General features: G+C 75.7%; 14 protein-coding genes. 9 read left to right on the top strand and 5 right to left on the bottom strand.

Going from position 1 to position 13,916, the window contains the following annotated elements:
* Genes E5225_RS13295 through ilvA form a run of 3 tightly spaced genes read left to right on the top strand, consistent with a single transcriptional unit; the run spans nucleotide 1 to nucleotide 3,781 of the window.
* The gene (locus E5225_RS13295; RefSeq protein ID WP_135973591.1) at nucleotides 1-1,278 is read left to right on the top strand and encodes a cystathionine gamma-synthase; all 1,278 of its coding nucleotides are present in this window, start codon (nucleotides 1-3) and stop codon (nucleotides 1,276-1,278) included.
* On the top strand, nucleotides 1,275-2,579 hold the full coding sequence (locus tag E5225_RS13290; protein WP_424945136.1) for an AI-2E family transporter: 1,305 nt from the start codon (nucleotides 1,275-1,277) through the stop codon (nucleotides 2,577-2,579). Before E5225_RS13295 ends, E5225_RS13290 begins: the two co-directional genes overlap by 4 nt.
* The gene (gene ilvA / locus E5225_RS13285) at nucleotides 2,576-3,781 is read left to right on the top strand and encodes a threonine ammonia-lyase (protein ID WP_135973590.1); all 1,206 of its coding nucleotides are present in this window, start codon (nucleotides 2,576-2,578) and stop codon (nucleotides 3,779-3,781) included. Before E5225_RS13290 ends, ilvA begins: the two co-directional genes overlap by 4 nt.
* A gap of 73 nt (nucleotides 3,782-3,854) precedes the next feature.
* Here the strand turns inward: ilvA and greA are convergent, their stop codons facing one another.
* Complete coding sequence (gene greA / locus E5225_RS13280; protein ID WP_135973589.1) at nucleotides 3,855-4,340, bottom strand: transcription elongation factor GreA; 486 nt, start codon at nucleotides 4,338-4,340, stop codon at nucleotides 3,855-3,857.
* A 244-nt stretch (nucleotides 4,341-4,584) separates the two neighbouring features.
* The gene (locus tag E5225_RS13275) at nucleotides 4,585-4,989 is read right to left on the bottom strand and encodes a DUF4307 domain-containing protein (protein WP_135973588.1); all 405 of its coding nucleotides are present in this window, start codon (nucleotides 4,987-4,989) and stop codon (nucleotides 4,585-4,587) included.
* Nucleotides 4,990-5,089: 100 nt separating this feature from the next.
* Between E5225_RS13275 and mca the strand changes: the two genes are divergently transcribed.
* The 4 genes from mca (at nucleotide 5,090) to trpS (ending at nucleotide 8,642) form a co-directional block, all read left to right on the top strand.
* Nucleotides 5,090-5,977: a mycothiol conjugate amidase Mca gene (mca, locus tag E5225_RS13270; RefSeq protein ID WP_243738234.1), complete on the top strand. Its 888-nt coding sequence runs from the start codon at nucleotides 5,090-5,092 to the stop codon at nucleotides 5,975-5,977.
* Nucleotides 5,974-6,372, top strand: coding sequence for a hypothetical protein (locus E5225_RS13265; RefSeq protein ID WP_135973587.1), 399 nt, complete (start codon nucleotides 5,974-5,976; stop codon nucleotides 6,370-6,372). The genes mca and E5225_RS13265 overlap by 4 nt, the downstream gene beginning before the upstream one ends.
* Nucleotides 6,369-7,211, top strand: coding sequence for a carbon-nitrogen hydrolase family protein (locus E5225_RS13260; RefSeq protein WP_135973586.1), 843 nt, complete (start codon nucleotides 6,369-6,371; stop codon nucleotides 7,209-7,211). The genes E5225_RS13265 and E5225_RS13260 overlap by 4 nt, the downstream gene beginning before the upstream one ends.
* Before the next feature lie 258 nt (nucleotides 7,212-7,469).
* The gene (gene trpS, locus E5225_RS13255) at nucleotides 7,470-8,642 is read left to right on the top strand and encodes a tryptophan--tRNA ligase (RefSeq protein WP_135973585.1); all 1,173 of its coding nucleotides are present in this window, start codon (nucleotides 7,470-7,472) and stop codon (nucleotides 8,640-8,642) included.
* A 43-nt stretch (nucleotides 8,643-8,685) separates the two neighbouring features.
* Here the strand turns inward: trpS and trhA are convergent, their stop codons facing one another.
* Nucleotides 8,686-9,441 carry a PAQR family membrane homeostasis protein TrhA gene (gene trhA / locus E5225_RS13250; RefSeq protein ID WP_135973584.1) on the bottom strand — a complete coding sequence of 252 codons (756 nt, stop codon included), beginning with the start codon at nucleotides 9,439-9,441 and terminating at the stop codon, nucleotides 8,686-8,688.
* 157 nt (nucleotides 9,442-9,598) lie between these two features.
* Here trhA and E5225_RS13245 point away from each other — a divergent pair, with 157 nt between their 5' ends.
* Together E5225_RS13245 and phoH2 are read left to right on the top strand one after the other, a co-directional pair.
* The gene (locus E5225_RS13245) at nucleotides 9,599-10,360 is read left to right on the top strand and encodes an isoprenyl transferase (protein WP_135973583.1); all 762 of its coding nucleotides are present in this window, start codon (nucleotides 9,599-9,601) and stop codon (nucleotides 10,358-10,360) included.
* A gap of 480 nt (nucleotides 10,361-10,840) precedes the next feature.
* Nucleotides 10,841-12,130, top strand: a complete 1,290-nt coding sequence (gene phoH2 / locus E5225_RS13240; RefSeq protein WP_243738236.1) for an RNA 5'-3' helicase PhoH2 — start codon at nucleotides 10,841-10,843, stop codon at nucleotides 12,128-12,130.
* Between the two features lie 63 nt (nucleotides 12,131-12,193).
* Here the strand turns inward: phoH2 and E5225_RS13235 are convergent, their stop codons facing one another.
* Together E5225_RS13235 and E5225_RS13230 are read right to left on the bottom strand one after the other, a co-directional pair.
* Nucleotides 12,194-12,916, bottom strand: a complete 723-nt coding sequence (locus E5225_RS13235) for an ABC transporter ATP-binding protein (protein ID WP_135973581.1) — start codon at nucleotides 12,914-12,916, stop codon at nucleotides 12,194-12,196.
* Entirely contained in the window at nucleotides 12,913-13,896 is a 984-nt protein-coding gene (locus E5225_RS13230; RefSeq protein WP_135973580.1) for an ABC transporter ATP-binding protein, read from the bottom strand. The genes E5225_RS13235 and E5225_RS13230 overlap by 4 nt, the downstream gene beginning before the upstream one ends.
* Nucleotides 13,897-13,916 lie beyond the last annotated feature (20 nt).

Genomic DNA, 13,916 nt, shown 5'->3' with positions numbered 1-13,916 from the left:
GTGACGAGCTCCGACGCCCACGACTGGTCCACCGCCGGCTTCTCGACCCGCGCCATCCACGCGGGCCAGGCCCCCGAGGCCCGCACCGGCGCCGTGGTGCCCCCCATCCACCAGGTGTCCACGTACAAGCAGGACGGCGTGGGCGGCCTGCGCGACGGCTACGAGTACTCCCGCTCGGGCAACCCGACGCGGCACGCGCTCGAGGAGGCGCTCGCCGCCGCGGAGGGCGGCGCCGCGGCGTTCGCGTTCGCGTCCGGGCTCGCCGCGGAGGACGCGCTGCTGCGCGCGGTGCTGCGCCCCGGCGACCACGTCGTCATCGGGAACGACGTCTACGGCGGCACGTACCGGCTCATCGCGCGCGTGCTCGGCCCGTGGGGAATCGACCACACGCCGGTGGACATGCTGGACCCCGACGCGGTGCTGGCCGCGATCCAGCCGGGCCGCACGCGCGCGATCTGGGCGGAGACGCCCACGAACCCGCTGCTCGGCATCGCCGACGTGGAGGCCATCGCGGTGCACGCGCGGTCCACCGGGGCCGTGCTCGTCGTCGACAACACGTTCGCGACGCCCTACCTGCAGCAGCCGCTCGCGCTCGGCGCCGACGCGGTCGTGCACTCCACCACCAAGTACATCGGCGGGCACTCCGACGTGGTCGGCGGCGCGGTCGTCGTCGCGGACGGTGCGCAGCTGCCCGCGGGGCTCGACGGCCCGACCGGCACCACCGCCCTGCGCGACGCCGTCGGCTTCCTGCAGAACGCGTCGGGCGCCGTCGCCGGGCCGTTCGACGCGTGGCTCACGCTGCGCGGCCTGAAGACGCTCGCCGTGCGCATGGACCGCCACCAGTCCAACGCCGAGCGCGTCACGCGCTTCCTGCTCGACCACCCCGGCGTGACGCACGTGCTCTACCCGGGCCTGCCCGACCACCCCGGCCACGACGTCGCCGCACGCCAGATGACGGGCTTCGGCGGCATGGTCGCGTTCCGGACGGGCGACGCGGAGTCGGCCGTCGCGGTGTGCGGGCACACGCGCGTGTTCACGCTCGCCGAGTCGCTCGGCGGCGTCGAGTCGCTCATCGAGCACCCGGGCCGCATGACGCACGCGTCCGTGGCGGCCACGGCGCTGGAGGTGCCGGACGACCTCGTCCGCCTCTCGGTCGGGATCGAGGACGTCGACGACCTGCTCGCCGACCTCGCGCAGGCGCTCGACGCGGCGGGGCTGGGCCGCGTCGCCACAGGTGCGGGACGTGGGCACGCGGCGGGCGAGGACCACCAGTCGTGACGCAGGACGTGCCGGCGGACGAGGGCCCGGACGCCGCGGAGCCCCCCGTCGCCCCTCTCGTCCTCGAGGACCGGCGCCCGCACCCCGTGCCGCCGTCGGTGCAGGCGGCCGCGTCGTGGTCGTGGCGGCTGCTCGTCATCGCGGCGGCCGTCGCCGTCGGCCTGTGGCTGCTCGCGGTCCTCAAGGTCATCGTCGTCCCCGTCGCCGTGGCCGTGCTGCTGACGGTCCTGCTCTCGCCGCTCGTCTCGTTCCTGCAGCGGCGGGTCCGGCTGCGGCGCGGCGCGGCGGCGGGCGTCGCGCTGATCCTGCTGCTCGGGGTGGTCGCCGGCCTGCTGACGCTCGCGGGCCGCTCCATCGTGCGGGGCATCACCGAGCTGTGGAGCCAGGCGCGGGAGGGCGTCGACACCCTGCTCAGGTGGCTGTCCGAGGGCCCGCTCCAGCTCGGCACCACCGACCTCGAGGGTTACGTCGACCAGCTGCAGGAGGCGGCGGCGGGCAGCGGCGGGCAGATCGCGACGGGCGCGCTGTCCGTGACGCTCACCGTCGGGCACGTGCTCGCCGGCACGCTCATCGCGCTGTTCTGCACGCTGTTCTTCCTCATCGACGGCCGGCGCATCTGGGCGTGGGTCGTCGGGCTGCTGCCGCGCGGCTCGCGCGAGCGCGTGCACCAGGCGGGCCGCCGCGGCTGGGTGACGCTCGGCGCGTACACGCGCACGCAGATCCTCGTCGCCGGCGTCGACGCGCTCGGCATCGGCCTCGGGGCGTTCGCGCTCCAGCTGCCGCTGGCCGTGCCGCTCGCCGTGCTCGTGTTCTTCGGCTCGTTCATCCCGTACGTCGGCGCGATCGCCACCGGCACCATCGCGGTCCTCGTCGCCCTCGTGACGCAGGGCTGGGTGTCGGCGCTGATCATGCTCGTCGTCGTGCTGGGCGTGCAGCAGCTCGAGGGCCACGTGCTGCAGCCGTTCCTCATGGGGCACGCCGTCTCGCTGCACCCCGTGGCGGTGCTGCTCGTCGTGGCGTCCGGCTCGTTCGCCGCCGGGATCGTCGGCGCGCTGTTCGCGGTGCCCGTCGCGGCCGTGCTCAACACCGTGATGCTCTACCTGCACGGGCACGACAAGTTCCCGCAGCTCGGCACGGGGGACCACGTCCCGATCCGACCCCGTGAGCACCCCGTGCTCGACCGCGTGCTCGCGGCCGCCGCCGAGGCGGAGTCCGCGGCGCTCGCGGAGCGCGCGGCACGGAACGGCGGCACCCCGGCCGACCCACCGACGGCGGGGACGACCGGCCCGAGCGCGCCGTGATCGGCGCCCGGGACGTGCGTGCCGCGGCGGAGCTGCTCACCGGGGTCGCCGAGCGCACCCCCGTGCAGCGCAGCCGGGCGCTGTCCGACGTGGCCGGCGTGGACGTCTGGCTCAAGTGCGAGAACCTGCAGCGTGCGGGGTCGTTCAAGATCCGCGGCGCCTACGTGCGCATGTCCCGCCTGTCACCCGCCGAGAAGTCGCGCGGCGTCGTCGCGGCGAGCGCCGGCAACCACGCGCAGGGCGTCGCGCTCGCGGCGCGGCTGCTGGGCCTCGAGTCGGTCGTCTTCATGCCGGTCGACGCGGCGCTGCCGAAGATCGCCGCGACCCGGGGCTACGGCGCGCACGTCCACCTCGTCGGCACGTCGGTCGACGAGGCGCTCGTGCACGCACGCGAGCACGCCGAGCGCACGGGCGCCGTCCTCATCCACCCGTTCGACCACCCCGACGTCGACGCGGGCCAGGGCACCGTCGGGCTCGAGGTCCTCGAGCAGGTGCCCGACGTCGGCACGCTGCTCGTGCCCGTCGGCGGCGGCGGGCTCGCGGCCGGCATCGCGGCGGCGCTCGAGGACCGGCCCGACGTGGGCGTCGTCGGCGTGCAGGCCGCGCGCGCGGCGTCCTACCCGGCGTCGCTCGCGGCCGGCCGGCCGGTCCCCGCCCCCGAGCTGCGGACGATGGCCGACGGCATCGCGATCCGCACCCCCGGTGAGGTGCCGTTCGAGCTGCTCGCGCACCACCGCGTGCCGGTGCGCACGGTGTCGGAGGAGGACCTCTCGCGCGCGCTGCTGCTCGTCGCGGAGCGCGCCAAGCTCGTGGTCGAGCCGTCGGGTGCGGCGGCGGTCGCGGCGCTGATGGCGGACCCGGGGCTCGCGCGGGACGGGCGTCCCGTCGTGTGCGTGCTGTCCGGCGGCAACATCGACCCGCTGGTGCTGCTGCGCGTCGTGCGGCACGGGCTCGCGTCGGCCGGGCGGTACCTGCAGGTGCACGTGCGCGTCGAGGACGCGCCCGGCGCGCTCGCCGGGCTGCTGCACGACGTGGCAGCGATGGGCGGCAACGTCGTGCACGTCGCGCACACCCGCACCGGCGGTGACCTCGCGTACAGCGAGGTGGCGATCGACCTGCAGATCGAGACGAAGGGCCCCGAGCACTGCGGCGACCTCCTCGCGGGCCTGCGCGCGGCGGGCTACCGCCTGGGCGACGCCTGACGCGCGGCGGGCCCGGACGCGCCGACGGCGCCGCACCCCGGGGGTGGCGGCGCCGTCGCGCGTGGTGGTGGCGTCAGCCCGTGAAGGGGCTCGCGCCGGTGATCTCCACCGGGATCTCGCGCCCGTTCGGCGCCTGGTAGGTCGTCGCGTCGCCCACCTTGTGGCCGTGGATCGCCGCACCGAGCGGCGAGGTGGGGGAGAAGACGTCGATGTCGGCCGAGCCGGCGATCTCGCGCGAGCCCAGCAGGAACGTCATCTCGTCGCCGGCGACGACGGCCGTGACGACCATCCCGGGCTCGACGACGCCGTCGTCCGGCGGCGTGCCGATCTGCACGTTGCGGAGCTTGGCCTGCAGCTCGCGGATCCGGGCCTCCTGCTTGGCCTGCTCCTCGCGCGCGGCGTGGTACCCGCCGTTCTCCTTGAGGTCTCCCTCGTCGCGCGCAGCAGCGATGCGGTCCGCGATCTCCTTGCGCCCCACCGTCTCGAGGCGCGTGAGCTCCTCCTTGAGGCGGTCGTAGGCCTCCTGCGTCAGCCACGTGGCCGCAGTCGTGTCGGTCACGATCGCTCCTTCCCTTGCCTCGGTCCACCGCAGTCGGCGGTGGTCGGGTGCCCCGCCGACGCGCACGGGTACGGCGCGGCGGTGCGGGACGGTGTCGCCGTCTGTCCGCGGTCGCGTCGACCATGTCGTACGACGCCGGACCGGGGCGGCGTAAACGTCCATCGTAGCCGGGCGGCCCCGGGTGGGGCGAAAATGGACGTCCGGGACCACCCCGTCGGGTGCACGGCGACGGGGGAGCGGGCCGTCAGGGCAGGGGGCTGCAGGCGTCCACGGTGGCCGACACGGCCTCCTGCACCGTCGGCACCGTGACGGTCACGCGGCGCGTGCGCTCGGCGGCGGGGGGCACCTCCACGTCGAGGACCCCGACCTGCGCGTACGAGCTCGACAGCGCCTGCACCCGGCAGGTCGCGCCGACGCCCGGGTCGGTCGTCACGTCGAACGTGACCTGCGTGGACGCGGCGCCGTCGACGCGGAACCCGATCGTCTTCCACTGCACCGGGTCGCGCAGCACACCGCTGCCGATCCACCCGAGCACGAGCATGGCGACGACCACGAGCGCGGCCATCGCCCATCGCTGCGCGCGGCGGGTGGCGGCGGTGGGCTCCGGTCCGTAGCGCCCGACGGGCGTGCGGGGTGCCGGTGCGACCACGGGTCCTCCAGACGTGGGACGAGGGGCTCGTCGTACGGGTCGTGCGTGCGGGTGGGGGATCATTGTCTCTCGTCCGACGACCTGTGACGGGAGGCCCTGGGTGACCACGGAGCGGCTACGGCTCATGGCGGTGCACGCGCACCCCGACGACGAGTCCAGCAAGGGGGCCGCGACGACCGCGCGCTACGCGGCCGAGGGCGTCGACGTGCTCGTCGTCACCTGCACCGGCGGGGAGCGCGGCGACGTGCTGAACCCGCACTACGGGCCGGCGCCCGCGGGCGGCGAGGAGATGGCGGCGGTCCGGCGCGAGGAGATGGCGGCCGCCGCCGCGGCGCTCGGCGTGCGCCAGCACTGGCTCGGCTTCGTCGACTCCGGCCTGCCCGAGGGCGACCCGCTGCCGCCGCTGCCCGACGGCTGCTTCGCGCTCGTGCCGCTCGAGGAGGCGTCCGCGCCGCTCGTCGAGCTGGTCCGCGACTTCCGCCCGCACGTCGTCACGACCTACGACCCCAGCGGCGGGTACCCGCACCCGGACCACGTCATGTGCCACCGGGTCGCGGTCGAGGCGTTCGCCGCCGCGGGCGACCCCGAGCGCTACCGCGACCGCGGGGCGCCCTGGACGCCGCTGAAGCTGTACTACAACCACGGCTTCTCGCTGGCCCGCATGCGCACCGTGCACGACGCGATCGTCGCGGCCGGCGGCGAGTCGCCGTTCAGCGACTGGATCGACTCGCGGCAGGCGCGGGAGGTGCCCGAGCGCCCGGTGACCACGCGCGTCGAGTGCGCCGACTACTTCCCGCAGCGTGACGCGGCCCTGCGCTCCCACGCGACGCAGATCGACCCCGAGGGCTGGTTCTTCGCCGTCCCGCGCGAGGTCGAGCTCGCGCAGTGGCGCACCGAGGAGTTCGAGCTCGCGGAGTCGCGGGTGCCGACGACGCTGCCCGAGGACGACCTGTTCGCGGGGATCCGCGGGACGGAGGCGGCGCGGTGAACGGGGTCCTGACCGGCGCGGTGCTGGCCGCCGTCGTGCACGCCGAGCGGCTGCCCGGCCCGACGATCGAGTCGCCCGAGGAGGGCTCGCCCGGCTTCCTCGGGTTCGTCGTGACCTTCCTGCTGGCCCTGGTGGTCATCGCGCTCGCGGTGTCCCTCAGCCGGCGCCTGCGCCGCGCCGACCACCGCGCACGGCTGCGCGGCGACGACGCCTCGGGGGACGCGCCCTCCGACGGTGACGTCGCGCGCGCCGAGCTCGACGCGCGCGAGGAGGCAGGGCGCCCCGCGGCGCCGCCCGTCGACGGTCCGGCGACGGGCACGTCGGGCGACCCGTCGGCCGGCCCGTCGGCCGGTCCGGCCGGTGACGACCGTCCGGGGACCGGCCGCACGCCGTGACCGCGCGTCCCGCGGCGCCGGTCCGCCCGGCCGTGCGCGTCACGGTCGCCCAGCTGCAGGTCGGCACGGACCGCGGCGCCAACGTCGAGGTCGCGCGCGACGCGGTCCGTGAGGCGGGGCGCGCCCGGGCCGACGTCGTGGTCCTGCCGGAGTACGCGTCGGCGTTCGACCCGCGTGGCGTCGGCCCCGAGCTCGCGGAGCCGCTCGACGGTCCCTTCGTCTCGGCGCTGCGCGAGGAGGCCGCCCGCGCCGGCGTCGCGGTGCTCGCGGGCACCACCGTGCCGGGCGAGGACGACGGGCCGGGGGCGCCGCGTGCCGTCAACACCGTCGTCGGCGTCACGGCCGACGGTGCGCTCGCCGGGGTCTACCGCAAGGTGCACCTGTACGACGCGTTCGGGCAGCGCGAGTCCGACCGGTTCGTGGCCGGGCCGGCCGACGCGCCGCCGCTGGTGCTCGACGTCGCCGGCCTGCGGTTCGGCGTGATGACGTGCTACGACCTGCGGTTCCCGGAGTCCGCCCGGCGGCTGGTCGACGCGGGCGCGCACGTGCTCGTCGTCCCGGCGGCGTGGGCTGCGGGTCCGCTGAAGTCGACGCACTGGCGCACGCTCGCCGCGGCGCGCGCGATCGAGAACACGTCCGCCGTCGTGGCCGTCGGCCAGGCGGGGCGCGGCGTGGTGGGCCGCTCGCTCGTGGTGGGACCCGACGGGGTGGTGGGCCTCGAGCTCGACGAGACGCCGCAGGTGCGCACGGTGGACCTCGACGCGGACGCGCTGGTCGCGGTGCGCGAGCGCAACCCCTCGCTGACCCACCGCAGGTACGCGGTCGTCCCGCGCACCTGACGCGCCCCCACCGCCCGCGCCACGCCGGCAGGGGACGGCGCCGACGGTCGCGCGTCGCAGCGTCGTCGGTGGGCCGGGGCCGGGGCCGGGGACGCGGGTACGGTGCGTCCGTGCTGATGACCCCGTGCACCTGGTGGCAGCCGCTGTAGCGGCGGCTGCGACCGGACCTGTCCGAGCTGCCCCCGGCGGCTCGGACGTGTGCCGGCACCCGGCACCGGCACGAGGGCGGTGGGCGGCTCCTTCTCGAAGGAGCACCGAATGTCCCGCCCGACCACGTCCGCCGCCGTGTCCTCGCCCGGCGGTGCGGCGTCCACCGCCGCCCGACCCCCCGCGTCCGCGCTGCCCACGCGGTCCGTGCTCGCCGCTCAGCGGCGCAGCGCCGAGCTGGAGCTGGAGCTGGCGAGGGAGCCGCACCGGTTCCGCGTGCTCACCGGGGACCGCCCGACCGGCCCGCTGCACCTCGGGCACTACCTGGGCACCCTGACCAACCGCGTCCGCCTGCAGCGTGCCGGCGTGGAGATGTTCCTCGTCGTCGCCGACTACCAGGTCATCACGGACCGGGATGTCGCCGGGGACGTGCGCGGCAACGTGCGCGAGCTGCTGCTGGACTACCTCGCGACCGGCGTCGCGGCGCGCGGGGACGGCGGCGCCGGCGAGGGCTCGGCCACGATCTTCACGCACAGCGCGGTACCGGCGCTGAACCAGCTGCTCCTGCCGTTCCTCAGCCTCGTCAGCGTCGCGGAGCTGCAGCGCAACCCCACCGTCAAGGCGGAGGCGGCGGCGGCCAAGGCATCCGGCGGCCGGTCGATGAGCGGCCTGCTGCTCACCTACCCGGTTCACCAGGCCGCGGACATCCTCTTCTGCGCCGCCAACCTGGTGCCCGTCGGGCAGGACCAGCTGCCGCACCTCGAGACCACGCGGCTCGTCGCACGGCGCTTCAACGACCGCTACGGCTCCGGCGAGCGGCTGCTGAGCGAGCCGGAGGCGTTGCTCTCACCGGCCCCGCTGCTGCTGGGGACCGACGGCGCGAAGATGAGCAAGAGCGCGGGCAACGCGGTCGCGCTGCGCGCGGACGAGGACGAGACCGCCCGTCTGATCCGCTCGGCCAGGACCGACGCCGGGCGCCACATCACCTACGACCCCGTGCGCCGGCCGGAGGTGGCGAGTCTGCTGCTCACCGCGGCCCTGTGCGCCGGTACCACCCCGGAGGCGCTCGCCGGGGATATCGGCGCCGGCGGGGGCGCCGTGCTCAAGCGGACGGTGACGGAGGCCGTCAACGAGCACCTTCGCCCGCTGCGGGAGCGCCGCCGGGAGCTCGAGGGCGCCGACGACCTTCTGCGGGGCGTCCTGGCGGCCGGCAACCAGCACGCGAACGCCGTGGCGGCGCGCACGCTGCAGCGGGTCCAGGAGGCGATGGGCATGACGTACTGACGCCGCCGGGCTGCGGGCGCGCGTCGTGGACCGCGGCGGCGGGTCAGCCCGCGCGCGACGCCGCGACGGCGACCGCGGCGAAGTGGCACCCGTACCCGATGACCGTCAGCACGTGGAACACCTCGTGGAAGCCGAACCAGCGCGGGCTGGGGTTCGGCCGCTTCAGCGCGTAGATGATCGCGCCGACCGTGTACGCGAGGCCGCCGCCGGCGATGAGCCAGACGATGAGCGGGCCGCCGGTGCGCCAGAACTGGGGCATGAAGCCGACGGCGACCCACCCGAGGGCCAGGTAGATGGGCACGTAGACCCAGCGGGGCGCGTGCAGCCAGAACACGCGCGCGAGCACCCCGACGAGCGCGCCGACCCAGACGACCGTCAGCAGCATCCGCGCCGTCGACGCCGGCAGCAGCAGCACCGCGAGCGGCGTGTACGTGCCCGCGATGATGAGGAAGATGTTCGTGTGGTCGAGGCGGCGCAGGACGGCGGCCACGCGCCGCGTCCACGTGCCGCGGTGGTAGACGGCGCTCGTGCCGAAGAGGAGCACGGCGGAGACGCCGAAGACGGCGGTGGACCACCGGGCGGCCGGGGTGGGTGACAGCGCGACGAGCAGGACCGAGGCGACGAGCACGAACGGGGCGACGCCCGCGTGGACCCAGCCGCGCAGGCGGGGCTTGACCTCGTCGACGACCGCCTCGACGGCGTCGCCGACCGCGTCACCGACGGCCTCGGCGGCGCGCCCGACCCTGCCGTCCGCGGCGTGCCTGGTGTCGCCACCGGGGCCTGCGGGGGTGGAGCTCATACGTCTGTCCCGCCTTCGTCCGGGTCGAACCTACGTCACCGTAGGTTACGCACACGTCGCAGCGGTGTCGACGCGGCCGGCGGTCCGGAGGAGCCCCGGGGCGTGACCGCGGCGAGTACCGTGAGCGCGTCCACCGATCGTCCAGGGGAGGGTCCGCGTGCGCCTGCCGCACCCGCTGTACGGCCTGTACGAGCGCCGCCTGGCCGCCTCGCTGCCGCCGGCGCAGATGCCCCGGCACATCGGCGTCATCCTCGACGGCAACCGCCGGTGGGCGCGCAGCAGCGGCGTCTCCTCGGCGCACGGGCACCGGCGCGGGGCGGACAAGATCGGCGACGTGCTCGCGTGGAGCGAGGACGTCGGCGTCGAGGTCGTCACGCTGTGGATGCTGTCCACCGACAACCTCTCGCGCGACCCCGAGGAGCTCGAGCCGCTGCTCACCGTCATCGAGGACGTGGTGGGCGAGCTCGCCGCCGAGCGCCGCTGGCGCATCCAGGCGGTGGGGGCGCTCGACATGCTCCCCACGCGCACCGCGGAGGCGCTGCGACGCGCGGAGGAGGCGACGGCGGACGTCGACGGGCTGCACGTCAACGCCGCCGTCGGGTACGGCGGCAGGCGGGAGATCGCCGACGCGGTGCGGTCCTTCCTGCGGCACCACGCCGAGGTGGGGACCAGCGTCGAGGAGCTGGCCGGGGCGTTCGACGTCGACCACATCGCCGAGCACCTCTACACCAAGGGGCAGCCCGACCCCGACCTGGTGATCCGCACGTCGGGCGAGCAGCGCCTCGGTGGGTTCCTGCTGTGGCAGAGCGCCCACTCGGAGTTCTACTTCTGCGAGGCGTACTGGCCGGACTTCCGGCGCGTCGACTTCCTGCGCGCGCTGCGCGCGTACGCCCAGCGGGAGCGCCGGCTCGGGCGCTGACGCGCGGGTCCACGGGCCCTGCGGGCCGTCGTGCGACGTCCCGGGTTCCGGCTGATGAACGTCGTGTGACGGGCGAGCGTGTCGCGCGTCACATGCGGGTGCCTGTCGGTGGGCGGCGTTACGTTCCCACCAGAGGACGACACCCGTCGTCCCGGGAGGCCAGCCCATGGAGCCAGTGCTCCGGGAGGAGGGCCGGACCCGGCCCTCGGCCGGCCGACCCCGTCCCGTCGCCGACTGCCGGACGCGGCACGTGCCGCGCACGCGCAGGAGGCACCCGACCAGGCGCTGACGCGCCGGAGGGAGCCTGCCGTGGACCGCACCTCGCAGCACGACCTGGGGGACCGCACGCCGCCGACGGACGCGGCCCCCGGGGGCGGCACCGCTCCCCGTGCCGGCACCGCCTCCCGTCCGGGCACGGCTCCCCGTCCGGGCACCGCGGCCGGGCCCGACCGGCTCACGTACGTCCTCGACACCTCCGTCCTGCTGTCCGACCCGCGCGCGATCCGGCGGTTCGCCGAGCACGACGTCGTCCTGCCCGTGGTCGTCGTCACGGAGCTCGAGGCCAAGCGGCACCACGCCGAGCTCGGCTACTTCGCCCGCACCGCGCTGCGCCTGCTCGACGACCTGCGCGTGCGGCACGGCCGGCTCGACGCGCCCGTGCCCGTGAGCGACGAGGGCGGCACGCTGCGCGTCGAGCTCAACCACGTCGACGACCGCGTGCTGCCGGCCGGGTTCCGGCTCGGCGACAACGACACGCGGATCCTGTCGGTGGCCGCCAACCTCGCGGCCGAGGGGTGCGACGTCACGGTCGTCTCCAAGGACCTGCCGATGCGGATCAAGGCGTCCGCGATGGGCCTGCGCGCCGAGGAGTACCGCGCCGAGCTCGTCGTCGACTCCGGCTGGACGGGCATGGACACGCTCGACGTGAGCGAGCAGCAGATGGCGCAGCTCTGGGAGCACGAGTCCCTGCCGCTCGCCGACGTCGCCCCGCCCCTGTCCGCGCTCGCGGGTGCCCCGCAGGACCTGCCGTGCCACACCGGGCTCGTGCTGCACAGCCCGCGCGGGTCCGCGCTGGGCCGCGTGACGGCGGACAAGCACGTGCAGCTCGTGCGGGGCGACCAGGACGTGTTCGGCGTGCACGGGCGCTCCGCCGAGCAGCGCGTCGCGATCGACCTGCTGCTCGACGAGTCGGTCGGCATCGTCTCCCTCGGCGGGCGCGCGGGCACGGGCAAGTCGGCGCTCGCGCTGTGCGCCGGCCTCGAGGCCGTGCTCGAGCGGCGCCAGCACCGCAAGGTCGTGGTGTTCCGCCCGCTCTACGCGGTCGGCGGGCAGGACCTCGGCTACCTGCCCGGCAGCGAGGCGGAGAAGATGAACCCGTGGGCGCAGGCGGTGTTCGACACGCTCGGCGCGCTCGTGAGCAAGGAGGTGGTCGAGGAGGTGCTCGACCGCGACCTGCTCGAGGTGCTGCCGCTCACGCACATCCGCGGCCGGTCGCTGCACGACGCGTTCGTGATCGTCGACGAGGCGCAGTCCCTCGAGCGCAACGTGCTGCTCACGGTGCTCTCGCGCATCGGGCAGTCGTCGCGCGTGGTGCTCACGCACGACGTCGCGCAGCGCGACAACCTGCGGGTCGGGCGGCACGACGGGGTCGCGGCGGTCATCGAGGCGCTCAAGGGGCACCCGCTGTTCGCGCACGTGACGCTCACCCGGTCCGAGCGCTCGCCGGTCGCGGCGCTCGTCACGGAGCTGTTCGAGGGCATCGAGGCCTGACCGAGGCGGCCGGCGGGCACCGGTCGGTGCCCGCCGGCGAGGTCCCGGGGCGGGACCGGTCGCTCAGCCCTCGACGAGCCGCCCGTCCGCGAGGTGGACCACGCGGTCGGCGAGCGCGACCATGACCGGGTCGTGCGTCGACACGATCGCGGTCATGCCCTCGGCCTCGACGACCGCGCGGATGAGCGCCATGACGGCACGGCCCGTCTCCGTGTCGAGCTGTCCGGTGGGCTCGTCGGCGATGAGCAGGCGCGGCGAGTTCGCCAGCGACCGCGCGATCGCGACGCGCTGCTGCTGACCGCCCGACAGCTGCCCGGGGCGCTGGCGCGCGTGCGGGCCGAGCCCGACGAGGTCGAGCAGCAGCGCGACCCGCGCCTCGCGCTCGGCCACCGGGGTGCGCCGCATCCGCAGCGGCACGCCCACGTTCTCGGCGGCCGTCAGGACCGGCACCAGGCCGAAGGTCTGGAAGATGAACGAGACGACGTCGCGCCGCAGCGCGACCAGCCCGCGCTCGTCCAGCGCGGACACCTCCTGCCCGGCCACGAGCACGCGGCCCTCGTCGGGCCGGTCGAGCCCGCCGATCGCGTTGAGCAGCGTCGTCTTGCCCGAGCCCGAGCGGCCGACGATCGCGACCAGCTCGCCCGGGCGCACGTCGAGCGAGACGTCGCGCAGCGCGTGCACGGCGCCGCGGCCGGATCCGTAGGTGCGGTGCACGTGCTCGACCCGGACGATCGGGTCGACGGCGCCGGCCGCACCGGGTGCGGCGGCGGTCGTCGTGGCGGTCATCGGTCGCCCTCCTCGGCGCTGCGGTCGGGGTGCACCTCGACGTGCGACTGCTCGAGCGCGAGCCGCACGCGGCCCACCAGGTCGAGGGTCTCGCGGTACTCGCGCGGCAGCTGCACGCGGCCGGCGCGGTCCAGCACCGCGAACTCCTCGGCGACCACGTGCTCCGTGCCGTCGTCGCGGGTCGCGGTGCGGCGCAGGACCTCCGAGCTCGTGCGGCCGTCGCGGATCGCGACGGTGCGCTGCACGTGCTCGCTGACGCCGGGGTCGTGCGTGACGACGACGACGGTCGTGCCCAGGTCGCGGTTGACCGCGCGCAGCGCCTCCAGCACGTCGGCCGACGTGGCGGTGTCGAGCTCGCCGGTCGGCTCGTCGGCCAGCAGCACCTGCGGCGCGTTCGCCAGCGCCGTCGCGATCGCGACGCGCTGCTGCTCGCCGCCGGACATCTGCGCCGGCCGGCGCCCCGCGCAGTAGCCGACGCCGAGCACGTCCAGCAGGCCCGCCGCGTCCGCCGCGCGCTGCTTGCGCGGGCGTCCGGCGAGCGCCATCGGCAGGGCCACGTTCTCCGCCGCCGTCAGGTACGGCACGAGGTTGCGGGCGGTCTGCTGCCACACGAACCCGACCATCGTGCGGCGGTAGCGGACCCGGTCGCGTGCATTCATCGCCATCAGGTCCCACGGGCCCACGCGCACGCGACCGGCCGTCGGGACGTCGAGCCCCGACAGCACCGACAGCAGCGTCGACTTGCCGGACCCCGACGCGCCCACGACGGCGACCATCTCGCCCGCCTCGACGAGCAGGTCCAGGCCCTGCAGGGCCTGCACCTCGATGCCCTCCGACTGGTAGATGCGCACGAGCGACTCGCACACGATCAGCGCCGCGCGCCCGAACTCCTCGGGTCGGGCGCGGGCACGCTCCTCGAGCGCGGACAGCGTGCTCGGTGCGAGCGGCTCCTCCACCCTCAGCTGGTCCACGGCGTCCATGCCGGATCCCCTTCCCTCGT

This window comes from Cellulomonas shaoxiangyii (assembly GCF_004798685.1).
Taxonomy (GTDB): Bacteria; Actinomycetota; Actinomycetes; order Actinomycetales; family Cellulomonadaceae; genus Cellulomonas; species Cellulomonas shaoxiangyii.
The sequence above is the reverse complement of the archived record's forward strand: the minus strand, read 5'-3'. Positions and strand labels throughout refer to the sequence as shown.

Coding starts and splice junctions, on each gene's coding strand:
- trpS (WP_135973585.1), top strand. CDS start 7,470: ATGTCCCGCCCGACCACGTCCGCCGCCGTGTCCTCGCCCGGCGGTGCG.
- trhA (WP_135973584.1), bottom strand. CDS start 9,441: ATGAGCTCCACCCCCGCAGGCCCCGGTGGCGACACCAGGCACGCCGCG.
- E5225_RS13235 (WP_135973581.1), bottom strand. CDS start 12,916: ATGACCGCCACGACGACCGCCGCCGCACCCGGTGCGGCCGGCGCCGTC.
- E5225_RS13230 (WP_135973580.1), bottom strand. CDS start 13,896: ATGGACGCCGTGGACCAGCTGAGGGTGGAGGAGCCGCTCGCACCGAGC.